General features: G+C 75.4%; 17 protein-coding genes and 1 pseudogene. 13 read left to right on the top strand and 5 right to left on the bottom strand.

All coding sequences use genetic code 11. The annotated features are described in order from the left end of the window. The first annotated feature begins 12 nt into the window (after nt 1-12). Nucleotides 13-1,431: an NAD(P)/FAD-dependent oxidoreductase gene (locus A2U95_RS04690; protein ID WP_166020957.1), complete on the top strand. Its 1,419-nt coding sequence runs from the start codon at nt 13-15 to the stop codon at nt 1,429-1,431. Between the two features lie 160 nt (nt 1,432-1,591). Next, nucleotides 1,592-2,119 (top strand): hypothetical protein, encoded by a 528-nt coding sequence (locus A2U95_RS04685; protein WP_240957202.1) that lies wholly within the window; start codon nt 1,592-1,594, stop codon nt 2,117-2,119. A gap of 14 nt (nt 2,120-2,133) precedes the next feature. Here the strand turns inward: A2U95_RS04685 and A2U95_RS04680 are convergent, their stop codons facing one another. From A2U95_RS04680 to A2U95_RS04660, 5 genes and pseudogenes are all read right to left on the bottom strand, one after another. Continuing rightward, on the bottom strand, nt 2,134-2,841 hold the full coding sequence (locus A2U95_RS04680; RefSeq protein WP_240957201.1) for a phosphatase PAP2 family protein: 708 nt from the start codon (nt 2,839-2,841) through the stop codon (nt 2,134-2,136). 399 nt (nt 2,842-3,240) lie between these two features. Further along, nucleotides 3,241-4,581 carry a 4-aminobutyrate--2-oxoglutarate transaminase gene (gabT, locus tag A2U95_RS04675; RefSeq protein ID WP_166020955.1) on the bottom strand — a complete coding sequence of 447 codons (1,341 nt, stop codon included), beginning with the start codon at nt 4,579-4,581 and terminating at the stop codon, nt 3,241-3,243. 205 nt (nt 4,582-4,786) lie between these two features. Then, nucleotides 4,787-6,496, bottom strand: coding sequence for a PucR family transcriptional regulator (locus A2U95_RS04670; protein ID WP_166020954.1), 1,710 nt, complete (start codon nt 6,494-6,496; stop codon nt 4,787-4,789). A gap of 304 nt (nt 6,497-6,800) precedes the next feature. Continuing rightward, nucleotides 6,801-7,598, bottom strand: a pseudogene (locus A2U95_RS04665) (cytochrome c oxidase assembly protein); the annotation flags it as partial. Beyond that, nucleotides 7,598-8,164, bottom strand: coding sequence for a DUF2243 domain-containing protein (locus A2U95_RS04660; protein WP_166020953.1), 567 nt, complete (start codon nt 8,162-8,164; stop codon nt 7,598-7,600). The pseudogene A2U95_RS04665 and the gene A2U95_RS04660, both read right to left, overlap by 1 nt. 153 nt (nt 8,165-8,317) lie before the next feature. On the opposite strand from A2U95_RS04660, the gene A2U95_RS04655 reads away from it, so the two are divergent. From A2U95_RS04655 to A2U95_RS04605, 11 genes are all read left to right on the top strand, one after another. Next, on the top strand, nt 8,318-8,644 hold the full coding sequence (locus A2U95_RS04655) for a gas vesicle protein GvpO (protein WP_166020952.1): 327 nt from the start codon (nt 8,318-8,320) through the stop codon (nt 8,642-8,644). Nucleotides 8,645-8,675: 31 nt separating this feature from the next. Beyond that, a complete protein-coding gene (gvpJ, locus tag A2U95_RS04650; RefSeq protein ID WP_166020951.1) occupies nt 8,676-9,275 on the top strand; it encodes a gas vesicle protein GvpJ in 600 nt (199 codons plus the stop codon). A 2-nt stretch (nt 9,276-9,277) separates the two neighbouring features. Further along, nucleotides 9,278-10,060, top strand: a complete 783-nt coding sequence (locus A2U95_RS04645; RefSeq protein ID WP_240957200.1) for a GvpL/GvpF family gas vesicle protein — start codon at nt 9,278-9,280, stop codon at nt 10,058-10,060. Between the two features lie 3 nt (nt 10,061-10,063). Then, the gene (locus A2U95_RS04640) at nt 10,064-10,351 is read left to right on the top strand and encodes a gas vesicle protein GvpG (protein ID WP_166020950.1); all 288 of its coding nucleotides are present in this window, start codon (nt 10,064-10,066) and stop codon (nt 10,349-10,351) included. Then, nucleotides 10,348-10,938: a hypothetical protein gene (locus tag A2U95_RS04635; protein WP_166020949.1), complete on the top strand. Its 591-nt coding sequence runs from the start codon at nt 10,348-10,350 to the stop codon at nt 10,936-10,938. Before A2U95_RS04640 ends, A2U95_RS04635 begins: the two co-directional genes overlap by 4 nt. Nucleotides 10,939-10,943: 5 nt before the next feature. Further along, entirely contained in the window at nt 10,944-12,059 is a 1,116-nt protein-coding gene (locus tag A2U95_RS04630) for an SRPBCC family protein (RefSeq protein ID WP_166020948.1), read from the top strand. A gap of 5 nt (nt 12,060-12,064) precedes the next feature. After that, entirely contained in the window at nt 12,065-12,466 is a 402-nt protein-coding gene (locus tag A2U95_RS04625; RefSeq protein WP_166024823.1) for a gas vesicle protein, read from the top strand. Next, nucleotides 12,463-13,332, top strand: a complete 870-nt coding sequence (locus A2U95_RS04620) for a GvpL/GvpF family gas vesicle protein (RefSeq protein ID WP_166020947.1) — start codon at nt 12,463-12,465, stop codon at nt 13,330-13,332. Before A2U95_RS04625 ends, A2U95_RS04620 begins: the two co-directional genes overlap by 4 nt. Next, nucleotides 13,329-13,580, top strand: a complete 252-nt coding sequence (locus tag A2U95_RS04615; RefSeq protein WP_166020946.1) for a gas vesicle protein — start codon at nt 13,329-13,331, stop codon at nt 13,578-13,580. Before A2U95_RS04620 ends, A2U95_RS04615 begins: the two co-directional genes overlap by 4 nt. Before the next feature lie 7 nt (nt 13,581-13,587). Continuing rightward, complete coding sequence (locus A2U95_RS04610) at nt 13,588-13,878, top strand: gas vesicle protein K (RefSeq protein WP_166020945.1); 291 nt, start codon at nt 13,588-13,590, stop codon at nt 13,876-13,878. Nucleotides 13,879-14,359: 481 nt separating this feature from the next. Beyond that, complete coding sequence (locus A2U95_RS04605; RefSeq protein ID WP_240957199.1) at nt 14,360-15,589, top strand: hypothetical protein; 1,230 nt, start codon at nt 14,360-14,362, stop codon at nt 15,587-15,589. The last annotated feature ends 89 nt before the right edge of the window (nt 15,590-15,678 follow it).

The raw sequence follows: 15,678 nt of genomic DNA, 5'->3' as shown, positions 1-15,678 counted from the left end.
GAGTTGAGATTCATGGCCCCTGGAGCCATGAACCGTTGGACCAAGTCTCTCGCCGAGGCCCGGCCGGCCGCCTACTGGCTGGAGGACCCCGGAAGGCCCCGCCCCGAGCCCGCCCTCACCGCCGCCGCCACCTGCGACCTGCTGGTGGTCGGCGGCGGGTACAGCGGACTGTGGACCGCGCTGCTCGCCAAGGAACGCGACCCGGGCCGCGACGTCCTGCTGCTGGAGGGCAAGGAGGTGGCCTGGGCCGCCTCGGGGCGCAACGGCGGCTTCTGCGCCGCCTCCCTCACCCACGGACTCGCCAACGGGCTCTCCCGGTGGCCGGACGAGATCGGCGTCCTGGAGGAACTGGGCGCGCGCAACCTCGACGCCATCGAGGACACCGTCGCCCGGTACGGCATGGACTGCGAGTTCGAGCGCACCGGGGAGATCGACCTCGCCACCGAACCGCACCAGGTCGGCGAGATGCGCGAGCTGTACCGGCTGATGGAGGCCCACGGACTCGCCGACGGCGTCGAACTCCTCGACGCCGAGGGCGTGCGCGCCCAGGTGGACTCCCCGACCTTCCTCGCCGGGCTGTACGACCGGCGGGGCGTCGCCCTGGTCCACCCGGCCAAACTGGCCTGGGAGCTGAAGAGGGCCTGCCTGGAGCTGGGCGTCCGGATCCACGAGCACAGTCCGGCGCTCTCGCTGCGGCGGCAGGGCGCCGGCGTCACGGTGTCCACGCCCTACGGATCGGTGCGGGCCGGGAAGGTGGCCCTGGCCACCAACGTCTTCCCCAGCCTGCTGCGCCGGGTACGGCCGTACACGGTGCCGGTCTACGACTACGCCCTGGTGACCGAGCCCCTGACCGGGGCGCAGTCCGCCTCGCTCGGGTGGCGGGGCCGCCAGGGGCTGGCGGACCTTGCCAACCAGTTCCACTACTTCCGGCTCACCGCCGACAACCGGATCCTGTGGGGCGGCTACGACGCCGTCTACCGCTACGGGGGGCAGGTGCGCGCCGAGTACGACAGCCGCCCCGAGACCTTCGCGGCCCTCGCCGAGCAGTTCTTCGGCTGCTTCCCGCAGCTGGAGGGAGTGCGCTTCACCCACGCCTGGGGCGGCGCCATCGACACCTGCTCGCGGTTCGCGCCGTTCTTCGGCACGGCGCACCGGGGGCGGGTCGGCTACTCCGTCGGCTACACGGGGCTGGGCGTGGGCGCCACCCGGTTCGGCGCGCAGGTGGTGCTGGACCTGCTGGACGGCGGGACCACCGAGCGGACGGCGCTGGAGATGGTGCGGTCCAAGCCGCTGCCGTTCCCGCCCGAGCCGTTCGCCTGGACCGGCATCGCGCTCACCCGGTGGTCGCTGGCCCGGGCCGACGTGAACGGGGGCAGACGGAACGTCTGGCTGCGGGCGCTGGACCGGGTGGGGCTCGGGTTCGACAGCTGACCGCGCCGCCCCGCCGGCCACCGTCCTTCCGCGCGGCCACCCTCACCCGAACGGGTGGCTGCGCGGAAGTCGCGCAATGACCGGGGCGCCACCGCCTCCCTCCCCCGGAGGAGTGCCGTCGGCACGGCGGCGGCACCCCGGCGACGAGGAGGCTCCGCGGATGCACGGGACGGCTGTGGCGAGGCGGGCGGTCGAGTGGCCGGCGTCGGTCGTCCCCGATCCGGCCGCATGCCGCAGGGAATGGGCCCGGCGCGCCGACGGCGTGGTCCTGCTGCCCGCCGGGAAGGGCTGGGACGTGCTGACACTGCCGGGCGGGCCGGGCCGCGCCACGCCGGCGGTGCTGCGGTGCCCCGGCCGGCCGGGTCCGGTGCCGGTCGGCTTCGACGGGGAGCGGGTGGGGTTCCTGGTCCCGCCCGGCACCGCCGGGCGGTGGCTCGGCACGGGGGTCCGGGCGGCGGGGCGCGGCACCTGGGTGGTCGGCCCGGACCCCGGACGGGTGCGCGGGGCGAGGACGCGCCGGCTGGTCCCGCCCGGCGGGACGGGGCTGCTGACGGACCCCGTGCGGCTGGAGATCGCCGTGCACGAGGCGGTGGCGGGGCCGACCGGAGGCCGGGCCCTCCCCGGCCGTTCCCGGTCCGCCGCGCGGCCGCCCTCCGGGCGACGACGGGAACGCCCGGACGGACCCTGACGGCCGGACGGGCCCTAACGGGCGGACGGGTTCTGACGGCCGGACGGGCCCTGACGGGCGGGCGGGTTCTGACGGCCGGACGGGCCCTGACGGGCGGCGCGGGTGCGCAGGGCGGCCGGGGTCGCGAGGGCGGCGGCGCCGGCGGCGAGGCTGCCGAGGACGTCCAGCGGCCAGTGGTAGCCGTGGCGGACGAGGCCGACCGCGGTGGCCGCCACCAGGACCACGCAGACCCCGGCCGCGACGAGCCGCGCCGCACGCCGCCGCAGCCAGGGAAGCAGGAGCAGGACGGCCACGCCGTAGAAGACGACCGCCGTGGCGGTGTGGCCCGACGGGTAGAAACCGGTGTCGGGGGCCATCGGCGGCGGTCCGGGACGGGCGATCAGCGCCTGGAGCGGGGCGACCACCAGCGGCACGGCCACCGCCGCGCCCGCGGCCACCGCGAGCGCCGTCCACCACCGCGGCGCCCCCGCCCCGCGCGCCCGCCACGCCGCGTGACAGGCGGCCGCCGCCAGCACCGGAAGGGCCACCTCCACGTTGCCCAGGTCGGCGAGGAACGCCGACACCCCGTCCCGTTCGACGAGCGCCCTCCCCAGCCGCTCGTCCGCCCGGGCCAGGGGGCCCCGCGAGGCGACCTGCCAGGTCACCACCGCGAAGAGCAGGGCCAGGAGGCACGGCGCCCACCGGAGGAACGGCGGACGGGGACGGGGAGGAGTGGTCGGCACGCCCCCAGGGTGCCGGACATGCCGAAGGGCCGGCACAAGGGGGGATGTGTGCCGGCCCTTCGGAGGACCACCGGCAAGGGAGGTCCGGACCGGATCGCCGTGCGCCCCGGGGGGTGTGGGGCGGACGGCCGTCCGATCGGTGAGGAGAACCCGGAGCGTCAGGTCTCCGGGCGTGCGCGATGCACGACCGGGCCGGAGGCGGGGAATCCTCGGCCCGGACGACCCGCGGCGGACCGCGGGTGCGGGGTGTCTCTCATCCAGGGAGAACTTACGGCAGGGCGGGAGGGCGGAACAGCCGCGGGCCCGACCCGCCATCCACCTCGCACACCTTCTTCACAGGCTCTCCCGGGCGGACGCCCGCGCCCCGCCCCCGTGCCGCGCGGGCCCGGCGGACGCGGCTCAGGCCGCGCCGAACGCCTGCTCAAGGACGTCGAGGCCCTCGTTCAGCAGCTCGTCCCCGATCACCAGCGGCGGCAGGAAGCGGAGCACGTTCCCGTAGGTGCCGCAGGTGAGGACGAGCACGCCCTCCTGGTGGCAGGCCTTCGCCACGGCGGCGGCGAGCTGGGCGTCGGGCTCCTTGGTGGCGCGGTCCTTGACCAGCTCGATGGCGATCATGCCGCCCCGGCCGCGGACGTCGCCGATGGCGTCGAACTTCTCCGCCATCGCGTGGAGGCGGCCCCTCATGACCTCCTCGATGTGCCGGGCGCGGGCGTTGAGGTCGAGCTCCTTCATGGTCTCGATCGCGCCCAGCGCGGCGGCACAGGCCACCGGGTTGCCGCCGTAGGTGCCGCCGAGGCCGCCGGCGTGCGCGGCGTCCATGATCTCGGCTCGGCCGGTGACCGCGGCCAGCGGCAGGCCGCCGGCGATGCCCTTGGCGGTGGTGATCAGGTCCGGGACGACGCCCTCGTCCTCACAGGCGAACCACTGGCCGGTGCGGCAGAAGCCGGACTGGATCTCGTCCGCCACGAAGACGATGCCGTGCTCGGCGGCGAACTCGCGGATCGCGGGCAGGAAGCCCTTGGCCGGCTCGATGAAGCCGCCCTCGCCGAGCACCGGCTCGATGATGATCGCGGCGACGTTCTCCGGCCCGACCTGCTTGGTGATCTGGTCGATCGCCTGGGCGGCGGCCTCCGGACCGGCGTTCCCGGCGCCCGTCGGCCAGCGGTAGCCGTAGGCCACCGGTACCCGGTACACCTCGGGGGCGAACGGGCCGAAGCCCTGCTTGTACGGCATGTTCTTCGCCGTCAGCGCCATGGTGAGGTTGGTGCGGCCGTGGTAGCCGTGGTCGAAGACCACGACCGCCTGGCGCTTGGTGTACGCGCGGGCGATCTTGACCGCGTTCTCCACCGCCTCGGCGCCGGAGTTGAACAGCGCGGACTTCTTGGCGTGGTCGCCCGGGGTCAGCTCGGCCAGCGCCTCGGCCACGGCCACGTAGCCCTCGTAGGGGGTGACCATGAAACAGGTGTGGGTGAAGTCCGCGAGCTGGGCGGAGGCGCGGCGGACCACGGCCTCGGCGGAGGCGCCGACCGTGGTGACGGCGATGCCGGAGCCGAAGTCGATGAAGCGGTTGCCGTCGACGTCCTCGATGACGCCGCCGTCCGCGCGGGAGGCGAACACCGGCAGGGTGGAGCCCACGCCCTGGGCCACCGCGGCGGCCCGGCGGGCCTGCAGCTCGATCGACTTCGGGCCGGGGACGGCGGTGACGACGCGGCGCTCCTGAGGCAGCGCGGATGCGGTCATGGGGGACTCCCTGAGGGTCGTGCGGACGGTCGGGGGTGTGTCGCCCTGCGGCTGTGCCGCTGTGTCGCTGCCGGCCGTGTGCCGCAGGACGGACGCTTCCCTCCTTGTTCGCAGGCTAGGGCCGGGGGGACGGGGTGAGCATGCTCCACGGGGGAGCGTTCGGCGTGTCGCCTTGTCCGCGGAGGCGCAGTGCGGTGCGGGCGGCTCAGGCGCCGGAGCGGGGCGCCCCGCTCCGGCCGGTGCCGCCGCCGTGCCCGCCCCCGCCTCCGTTGCCGTTGCCGTTGCCGTTGCCGTTGCCCGTGGCCTTGAGGGCCAGCCAGAGCTCCATCCGGACGTCCGGGTCGTCCAGCGAGCGGCCCAGGATCTCCTCCACCCGGCGCATCCGGTACCGCAGCGTGTGCCGGTGCACGCCCAGGTCGGCGGCGGCCGCGTCCCACTGGCCGTGCCGCGACAGCCAGGCGCGCAGCGAGGCGACCAGGTCGCCCCGTCCGGTGGCGTCGTGGTCCCGCAGCGCGCGCAGCTGCCCCTCGGCGAAGGCGCGCACGGCGTCGTCCGCGAGCAGCGGCAGCACCGAGCCGGCCGCCATGTGCTCGTGCTCGACCAGCACCCGGCCCCGTCGGCGGGCCACCGCCAGCGCCTGCACCGCCTGCTTGTACGCCGACGCCACGCTGGTCGGCCCGGCCGGGGCGGACACGCCGATGGCCGGTGCGGTCCCGCCGCGCTCCGCGGCGGTCTCCAGGGCCGCGGCCTGCTCGGCGCAGGCGGCCAGCGCGGCGCCGCCGTCCGCCGCCAGCACCACGAGGCGGCCCTGCTCCTCCTCGGGCACCACCAGCACCGGCTCGCCCGCCCACGCGGCGGCCGCCTCCAGCGCGGCGGGCAGTTCCTCGCCTCGGCACTCCGCCACCACGACCCGGAACGGCGCGTCGAGCAGGCCGCCGTACAGGTCGCCGGCGACCGTGCGGGCGTGCTCCGCCTCACCGGAGAGAAGCATGTGCAGCACGGCGGCGCCGATGCGCTGTTCCGCCGCGTGCAGCGAGCGGGACCGCTCGGTGGTGAGGGTGAGCAGCGCGATCGCCGAGTGCACGGCGTACCGCTCGGCGGTGCCCAGCGGAGCCGCGGTGCCGACGGCGAGCGTGGAACGGGGACGGCGGCCGGTGCCGAGGGTGTGCAGCTCGACGCGGTCCTCACCGGTGTCCTGGTCACGGTCCCGGGTGCGGGGCCGTCCCTCGCGCGGGCTCCCGGCGCCGGCCGCCCGGGCCGGGTCCTCCTCGTCGGGCTGCCCGGCGATCACCGCGGTGGCGGGCGACTGGCGCTCACGCAGGCGTTGCACGTCCGGGGTGAGCCGGGCGGCGCGCCGCTCCGCCCAGTCGGGCGCCACCGCGACCACCGCGCCGGCGGCGTCGTACAGCGCGGCCCAGCCGTCGACCTGGGAGGCCAGGGACGCCAGCAGCCCTTCGGGGCCGTCGCCCAGCGCCCGGCGGGTCAGTTCGCGCTGGGCGGCGAAACCGGCGGTCACCGCCCGGTACTGGTCGGCGGCGATGGCGGCGGAGACGGCCTTGCTGATCGCCAGGAAGGGCGTGCTGCGCGGCACCTCCAGCAGCGGGAGGCCGTGCTCGGCCGCGGCGTCCACCAGAGCCTCGGGCACCTTCTCGTAGTTGACGCCCACGCCGAACCCGAGGCCGACGACGCCTGCGGCGGCCAGGCGGCGCACGTACCGGCCGGCCTCCGCGGGGTCCTCGGCGTCGACCTTCAACGCGGTGGTGAGCAGGAGTTCACCGCCCTCCATGTAGGGGACGGGGTCCGGCAGCTCGCTGACGTGCGCCCAGCGGACGGGGACGTCCAGGGTGCCCTCGCCGGCCCGGAGGGTCAGGCGCAGCGCGGAGTGGTGCAGCAGCGAGGCGAGGGTGGGCGGCATCGGTGTTCCTGACAGGTGACGGTCTTGGCCGGAGTGGAGTGAAACCCACCCGTGATTGTGCCGCACTGTCCCGCTGAGGTGCGCGCCTTTCGCCCTCCGGCCGTGTCCCCCTCGGGGGCGTGGGGGAGTGCGGGGCGGCACCGCGTCCGCCCGGCGCGGACACGGTCGCGCCGGCACGGCCGGCCCTCGCGTGCGCGGCGTCGCGGAGCCGGCCGGGGCCGCTCCCGGCGGCCGGCGGGCCGCCGGCCGCCTGCTTCCCGGCCGTCCGCTTCCCGGCCGCGGACCGGCCGTGCGCCGGGCCGGCGGCGGGGCGCCGCCGGCCGGTGCGGCGTTCGGGCCGCCAGGTCGCCACCAGCGCGCCGGCCAGCAGCAGCTCGGCGAGGTCCCCGCCGTAGTACATGATCTCCGCGCCCTGCCGGAGCTGGACGGCCGGAGCGTGGACCTGGACGTGGAACCCGCCGTACAGGGCCTGGGAGACCAGGGCGTGCGCGGCGATCGCGACACCGAGCCAGACCATGCGGGCCGGCACGCCGGGGCGGGCGGGCGCCGGGTCGGGGCCGGCGACGACGTGGGCGAACAGGCAGCCGGAGGCGAGGAAGTGCAGGTGCAGCAGCCGGTGTCCGGCCGGGTGGGCCATGGCCGCCTCGTACAGCGGGGTGAAGTACAGCAGCACCAGCGTGCCCGTGCCGAGCAGCAGGGCCACCGCGGGATGCGTCACCACCCGGACGGGCGGGCTGTGCAGCGCCGCGGAGACCCGGCGGGCGTGACGGGCGGGCAGCGCGCGCAGCAGGAGGGTGACCGGCGCCGCCAGCACCAGCGCGAGCGGCGCGTACATGCCGATGAGCATGTGCTGGGTCATGTGCGCGCGGAAGTCGGTGTGCGCGGCCGGCCCCAGGGGCGGCAGCAGCGCCAGGGCGAGCAGGGCGAGTCCGCCGAGGAAGGACGCCGTGCGCCAGGCGTTCCAGCCCCGGACGGGGTTGCGCCGCCCGGCGCGCCGCACGGCGAGCAGGTAGCCGCAGGCGACGGCGGCCAGGGCCACGACGGTCAGCGCCGGCTCCAGCGGCCCGGGGGCGCCGCCGCCGTGGTGGTGCCCGTGGTCCATCAGGCGCGGTCCCCGGCGGCCCGCGCGGCGCCGCGCGGGGCGCTCGGGTCGAAGGCCCTGCCACCGCGCCGCACCAGGTGGCCGGCGATCATGAACAGGACGCCGAGCGCCAGGAAGCCGGCGTCCCACCACGCCTGGTGTTCACCGGCGCGGACGTGGTGGATGCCGAGGATCTGGTGGCTCAGCAGTCCCTCGGCGACGTTGAACAGGCCCCAGCCGAACAGCACCCACCCCCACAGCACCCGCGAGGTCCACACCGCCCGCCGGTCGTGCGTCACCCGCCCGTACAGGACGGCCAGGCCCGCCAGGACGAGAATCCAGCAGAGCGCGTGGAAGACGCCGTCCCAGAGGGTGTTCATCTCCAGTCCCGGAACCGTCCTCGGGTCGTAGTACCTGACGCCGATGCGGTCCTGGTCGGTGCTGGTGAGCAGGTGGTGCCACTGCAGGACCTGGTGGAGGAGGATCCCGTCGACGAAGCCTCCCAGACCCGCTCCGAGCAGGATCCCGGGCAGCCGGAGGCTGCTGGGCGTCGCGGTGTGCGTCCGCGCGGCGTCTTCCGTGGCCATGCGTGTTCCCGTCCCGTTCCGTCGCCCGAGCGTGATCGGTTCCGAGGGGAACGGCTTCCCTCCCGGCCTCCTCCGAACCCTCCGGTGCGCGCGGTGACCCGCTCGGACCAACTGCGCACGCGCCGGGGCGGCACCTGCGGACAGAGTGGGGCCATGGCAGACAACGGTGAGCGGCGACGCGCCTCGGCCACGGCCACCGGGCGCGCGCCGCGGGAACGCAGGGTCCGCACCGCGGCCGACGCGGCGCGGTGCGCCGCCGAAGGGCTGGCGGAACTCGTGCACCGCCCGCAGGAGGGCGTGTCGGCGGTCCGCAGGACCGAGGACGGCGGCTGGACCGTCGTCCTCGACGTGCTGGAACTGGCCCGCATCCCCGACACCACCAGCCTGCTCGCGACCTACGAGGTGGAACTGGACGCCGAGGGCGACATGGTCCAGTACCGCCGCACCGCTCGCTACCGGCGCGGGGGCGCCGACCAGTAGGCGGCCGTACCCCTTCCGAGAGGAACGCCACATGACCGTCGTGACCCCGTCCCCGTACGCCGACGAACTCGCCTGCGTGCCGCGCGCGGGCACCCTGTACGACGTCCTGGACCTGATCCTCGACCGCGGCATGGTCATCGACGTCTTCGTCCGCGTCTCCCTGGTGGGCATCGAGATCATCAAGATCGACGCCCGGATCGTCGTGGCGAGCGTCGACACCTACCTGCGGTTCGCCGAAGCGTGCAACCGGCTCGACCTGGAGCGGACCTCGCGCAGCAAGACCGTGCCGGAACTCTTCGGCGGCGGCGGGGCGGTGGGCCGGACGGTCGCGAAGGCCGGCGCGCGCAAGGCGGGGCGGTCCCTCGGCGACAAGGTGCGCGACGTCCTCGGAACCGAGGGCCACCGCGACGACCGGGACGCCGAGGACACCGGGTACGCCGAGGACGCCGAGGACCACGCGCGGGACGGCCTCGACGAGGAGGAGCACGCCTACGAGGAGAGCCCCCGGCCGCAGCGGCGCCGCCGGCCGGAGGAGGGCCGCCGCCGGCCGGCCGGCACGTCCGGGGAACGGAGCCGCGACCGTGACGACGACCGCGACCGGCCGCGGGCCCGTCGCCGTTCGGAGGACTGACCGTGGCCACCGCGTCCTTCGCCGCCCCCTCCCGGGGCTCCGCCGGCGCCGGGGCCCTGTACGTCTACGGCATCGCCCCGGCCGGCGTCCGGGCCCCCCGGGCCGGGGGCGTGGACGGCGCCGCGGTCCGGCTGCTGACCTCCTCGGGCCTGTCCGCCGCGGTCTCCGCGGCCCCCGCCCGCGTCCGGGCCCGCCGCCGGGACCTGCTGGCGCACCAGACGGTGCTCGGCGAGCTGGCCCGGCAGGCCCCGGTCCTGCCCATGCGGTTCGCGGTGCTCGCCGGGGACGAGGGCACCCTGGTCGCCTACCTGCGCGAGCAGCGCCTCCACTTCGAGGCCCAGCTGCACCGGATCCGGGGCTGCGTGGAGATGAACGTCAAGGGTGTGACGGTGCCCGGCTGTTTCGAGGACCTGGTCCACCGGGACGCCAAGCTGCGGGAGCTGGCCCGGCGGACCCGCCGCCGCCCCGACTACGACGCCAACGTCCGGCTGGGCGAGGCGCTCGCCCGCGCGGTCACCCGGGAGGGCCGGCGCGCGGCGCAGGAGGTGCGCTCCCGCCTGGTCCCGCTGGCCCGCCGCACGGCGCAGGGCGAGGTGGACGACACCGTCGTGCTGAGCGCCTCCTTCCTGGTGCCCGCGGACGCGGAACACCGCTTCCGGCGGACCGTGGAGGAACAGGCGCGCCGTCACGGCGCCCGGATCGCGCTCAGCCTGACGGGACCGCTGCCCTGCTACAGCTTCGTCGACGCCCCCACGACGGCCGCACCGGCCCTGACGGGGGGCTAGGACGTGGGTCTGTTCAAGGAAATCCTGCTGCTGCCCCTCGCCCCGGTCCGGGGGACGGTGTGGATCGCCGACCAGCTGGCCCGGGAGGCCGAGCGCCAGGCCCGTGACCCGCGCCTGGTGCAGGCGCGGCTGGCGGCGCTGCACCGCGCCCTCGACGAGGGCGCCATCGACGAGGCGTCCTTCGAGGAGGAGGAGGACCGCCTCCTGAGGCTGCTGGAGAACCCCGTCCGCCGGGTGGGCGGCCGGCCGACCGCTTCCGTTCGCACCCGCACTTCCGAGGGACTTCGATGAACCAGAACTGCAAGGCGGCGATGGCCGCCGCCGTCGCCGGTGGATATCTGCTGGGCCGCACGAAGAAGGCCAAGCTGGCCCTGCTCGTCGGCACCTACCTGGCGGGGCGGCGCTTCAGCCTGTCCCCGTCCCGGCTCGCCGCACAGGGCCTGGCCAAGCTGCGGGAGACCCCGCAGTTCCAGGACCTCACCGACCAGGTGCGCCACGAGCTGCTGCAGGCCGGCCGCTCGGCGGTCACCGCGGCCGCCCGCCGCAAGCTCCTCGACCTCAGCGAATCCCTGCGTGATCAGAGCGAGCGCCTCTCCGGCGCGGCGGCGGGCCGCGGGGAGCGGGACGAGGACGACGGGTACGCCGACGAGGAGCCCGCCGGCGACGCGGAGGACACGGACGGCACGGACGAGGACGACGAGGAGCCGGTCGCGGACGGACCGCGGCGGTCGTCCGCGGCAGGCCGGAGCACCGCGCGCAGGGCCACGGTGCGCCGCGCGGCCTCGACGGGTCCCGCGGTGGCCAACGCCGCGGTGAGGAAGAAAACCGCCACCAGGTCCGGCTCCGGGTCCGGCTCCGGCACTCGGCGAGGGAAGTGAGCGACATGGCGAACGGACGACAGGAACGCGACGGCGGCCGGGACAAGCAGGACGAAGGACTTCCGCTCGACGAACTGAAGGACGCCTTCGGTGAGTTGATCGGCGCCCTGGGCAGCAGCCTGGTGTCGAAGGCCGGCGACCGGATCGGCGGCGTCACCGACCGGCTCCTCGACGCGGCGGACGGCGCGGGCGGCAAGGCCGGAAAGGCGGGCGGCCTGGGCGCCGTCGCCGGGCGGGTGATCAAGGGCGAGTCCCCGGCGAAGGCCATGCTGTCGGAGAAGTTCAAGGGCATGAAGGACACCGTCAAGGAGAAGCTCACGGGCGGCGGGGGCGGTGGCGGTGGCGGTGGCGGGAGGAAAGGCGGTGGCGGTGTCAAGGCCACCAACATCGTGGAGATCCTCGACGTGGCCGTTCCCCTGCGCACCGCCTACGACCAGTGGACGCAGTTCGAGGAGTTCAGCGGCTTCACCAAGGGCGTCCGCGGGGTGAGCCAGAAGGACGAGATCACCTCCGACTGGAACATGAAGGTCGGTCCGTCCAGCAGGAGCTGGAAGGCCACCGTCCAGGAGCAGATCCCGGACGACCGGATCGTGTGGACCTCCGAGGGCGCCAAGGGCAGCACCCGGGGCGCGGTCACCTTCCACGAGCTCGCCCCTCGCCTCACCCGCATCGTGGTGGTGGTCGAGTACTACCCGGCGGGCTTCTTCGAGAAGACCGGCAACCTGTGGCGCGCCCAGGGCCGCCGTCTGCGCCTGGACCTCAAGCACTTCGCCCGGCACGTCACGCTCCACGGCGACGAGGAGCCGGAGGGCTGGCGCGGCGAGATCCGCGACGGCGAGGTCGTCCGCAGCCACGAGGAGGCGATGGAGGACGAGGAGGCGAGGGAGGCCGAGGAGGACGAGGAGGACCTGGGCGACGAGGAGGACTTCGAGGAGGAGCCCTACGGCGAGGCGGACGAGGAGGACGAGGAGGACGAGGAACCGGAGGAGGACGAGGACGCCGAGGAGGACGACGAGTACGCGGACGAGGAGGACCTCGGTGACGAGGACGGGGAGCCGGAGGCCGCGGAGAGCGACGACGGCCGGCGGCGCCGGCGACGCGGCCGGCAGGGAGCGTCGTGACGGACGTGTCCGCATGGGCGGACCCGGCGGACTCCACCGTGTACGTCCCGGGCCCCGGCAACAGCACCCTCGCCGACCTGCTGGAGCGCATCCTCGACAAGGGCGTCGTCATCGCCGGCGACATCAAGATCGACCTGCTGGACATCGAGCTCCTCACCATCCGGCTCCGCCTCTTCATCGCCTCCGTCGACACGGCGAAGAAGGCGGGCATCGACTGGTGGGAGACCGACCCGGCGATGTCCTCGCGCGCCGCCCGGGACGCCCTCACCCAGGAGAACGAGATGCTCCGCGAACGCCTGGCGGCCCTGGAGAGCCGGCTCGACGACGCGAGCGGCACCGCGCCCGGGCCGTCCCCCACCACCACGCCCACGCCCACGAAGAGCAGCACGGAGAACCACGCCCGATGAGCAGCAGCGACACCGGCACCGTCACCTACCTCTTCGCCCTCTGCGCCGGCCGCCCGCCGGACGGCGCGCTGGCCGCCGTCGCCGGGCACTCCGGCGGCGGCCCCCTGCGCACCCTGGCCGCCGGGGCGGTGCACCTCGTCGTGCAGGACGTGCCCGCCGCCGACTTCGGCGAGCGGGCGCTGACCGACCGGCTCAACCGGCCCGAGGAGCTCCGGCGTTGTGCCCTCGCCCATCACCGCGGCGTGGCGGCGGCGGCGCCCTGCGGGCCGGTCGTGCCGCTGCCGATGGCCACCGTCTACCTGAGCGACGGCAACGCGGTCTCGGCCGTGGCCTCCCGGGAGGAGGCGGTCCTCGCGGTGTTCCGGCGGCTGGACGGCCGGACCGAGTGGGCGGTCAAGGTCCACGCCGCCGCCCCGGAGGCGGCGGCCGGCGCGGCCGGCTCCGGCAGCGCGGGCACGGGCGGTCCGGGCACCGCGGTCCCGGGCGGCCGGGGCTACCTCAGCCGGGCGAGCGCACGGCAGCGGATGCGGCGCGACCGGCACGAGACGGCCCGGGCCGTGGCCCGCACCGTCGACCTGACGCTGCGGAGGTACGCCGTGGACGCCACCGCGCACCGCCCGCAGAGCGAGCATCTGACCGGCCGCAGGGCCCCCCAGCTCCTCAACGCGGCCTACCTGGTCGACGACGCCCGCCGCGCCGAGTTCACGGCCGCGCTGGACCGCCTGCGCGCGGACGGGCGCCTGCGTGAGGTGGAGATCACCAGTTCCGGGCCGTGGATCCCCTACTCCTTCGCCCGCCTCGGCGAGCAGGTGCCCGCGGCGGCCACGACGGCGGCTGCCGGCGCCGCGGGAACGGGGGCGCCGTGATCCTGCCGGACGCCCGGGAGGACGGGCTCCCGCCCCCCGTTCCGTGGGACGGCGACGAGCCGTACGCCCCGATCGGGCTCCCCCTCGTCGACCTCCTCGACCGGGTACTCGGCGCGGGCGTCGTCGTCAGCGGCGACCTGGTCCTCGCCATCGCCGACGTCCCGCTGGTACGGGTCTCCCTGCACGCCCTGCTGTCCTCGGTCTCCGCCCGCGTCCCTTCCCCCTGGGCCGACAGCGGCCCCCTGTGAGGACCTCATGAACACCACGGCACCCGCCCCTCGCGACGGTACCCTCGACCTCGATCCGGAGAAGGTCGCCGACGGCCTGGCCCACCTCGTGCTCACCGTGGTCGAACTGCTCCGCCAGCTCATGGAGAAGCAGGCGGTCCGCCGGTTCGAGGAGGGCACGCTCAGCCCCGAGCAGGAGGACCGCCTCGGCACCGCCCTCATGCTCCTGGAGCAGCGCATGGACGACCTCTGCGCCCAGCACGGACTGACCCGCGACGACCTCAACCTGGACCTGGGACCGCTGGGTTCACTGCTCTGAGCCCTCAGGTCCGCCCGCCGTCCCGGAACGAAGGCCGTGGTCGAGCGGCGGCGCCTCGAGGACGCGGCCCGGCGGCGTCCGGCCGCGGCGGGCGGACCGGCCGCGGCACTTCGGTCAAAGTGCCGAGCGGGACGAACGCCCCGGGCCGCAGCGGCGGCGCCGCCGGTACCGCCCGCGGCCCGGGCCCTGCGAGCGGAACGGAACCCCGTGCTCCGGCGCCCCTGACCTGCGGCGGGCCCCACGCGCCGAACGCGGGCCCCCTCATCCGCCGGCCCCGGTGCCCCGCCCCGGATCCTCCGTGACCGGGGCGGCGCGGCGGCGCCGGGCACACGGGGAACAGGACTTCCCCCGTCCCCCTCCCCCAGCCTGTCTCAACATGCCATTGACGCTGCACCCGCGCCCTCAGCAGACTCACCCTCCCCACGAACGTACGAACCGGTTCCCCCGGACCGGTTCGCCGACCCGAGCGGAGATGTCCCTGATGGGAAGCCGATCCGAACTCCCTTTACTCACGGCGCTGCTGGGCAGGCGCGGCCCTGAGCGCCGGCGCACCGGCGCCCTGGCCGCCGCGGCGCTGGCCCTCACCACCACCGCCGCGGCGCTGGCCGCGCCCGAGGCCCCGGCCCCCGTCGCGCTGGCGTCCTCCGCGACCGCCGCCGCGGCCTGCGGGGAGGGCGCCTACCAGGCCGAGGCCGTGCTGAACGGGAGCACCTGGACCGCCCGCCGCGGCTCCTCGACGGTGTACACCGGCGGCGACCTGCGCGCCGCCGTGCAGGCCGCCGTCAACAGCCTCACCACGGGCCGGACGTACAAGGAGCGCGTGGTCGTCCGCGGCTCCGGCTCCATGTCGGCCGGCTCCCGCATCTCGCTGCCCAGCTACACCGCCCTGGACGTCTGCGGCACCATCAACGTCACCGGCAGCGGTTCGGGCGACCAGGCGCCGGTGTACTCGCGCGGCACCCGGGACGTCGAGGTGCAGCACCTCAACGTGACCGGCACCCCGCTCTACGGCATCTTCCTGCGCAACGTGCAGAACGTGGTCCTCGGCCAGATCGACATGCGCCTGTCCTCCGGGCTGGGCGTGCGGATCGACAACCGGGGCGACACCACCCAGTGGACCCGCAACGTCCGCATCGACAGCGTCTACGTCTCCGGCGCCTCCAGCCACGCCGTCGAGACCTACGGCGTCGACGGCCTCAGCGTCGGCACGGTGACCGCCCGCAACGTCGGCGAGTCCGGCCTGCTCCTGAACCAGACCGTCAACGCCACGATCACCAGGGTCGACGCGGAGAACGCGGGCACCGGCACCGGGTACGCGGCCTTCCGGATGGCCAACCGCAACGGGCGCCTGGGCAGTTCGTACCCCACCAACATCCGGGTGGGCGAAGTGGTCGCCCGGGGCGGCGGACGCGGCGTCTTCTGCGTCTCGGAGAGCGGCGGCGCGGTCATCGACCGGGTGAGCATCTCCAACACCGGCAACAACGCGGTGCTGATCGAGAACTGCTACAACGTGACCGTCGCCGCCCAGAGCGGCACGGTCAGCGGCGGCGGCGAGATCCGTCTGGCGGCGCGCACGGAGTTCCCGAACAACTCGGACATCCTCATCCAGAACCTGACGGTGACCAACTCCGCGATCCGTGAGAGCCCTTGCGGCATCAACACGACGTTCCGCAACAACACGCTGATCAACAGCAGCCAGTCCGTCTGCTGACGGACGGCGGGTCGGGGCGCGGCCTGTTCCTCGTCGAGGCTCCGGCGGACGGCCGGGGCGTCCGGCCGCACCATCCGGGCGGCAGGACG

Origin of the sequence: Streptomyces chilikensis, from assembly GCF_001642695.1 — a bacterium.
In the GTDB taxonomy this organism is placed as follows: domain Bacteria; phylum Actinomycetota; class Actinomycetes; order Streptomycetales; family Streptomycetaceae; genus Streptomyces; species Streptomyces chilikensis.
This window is presented reverse-complemented; position numbering and strand designations above follow the sequence as displayed.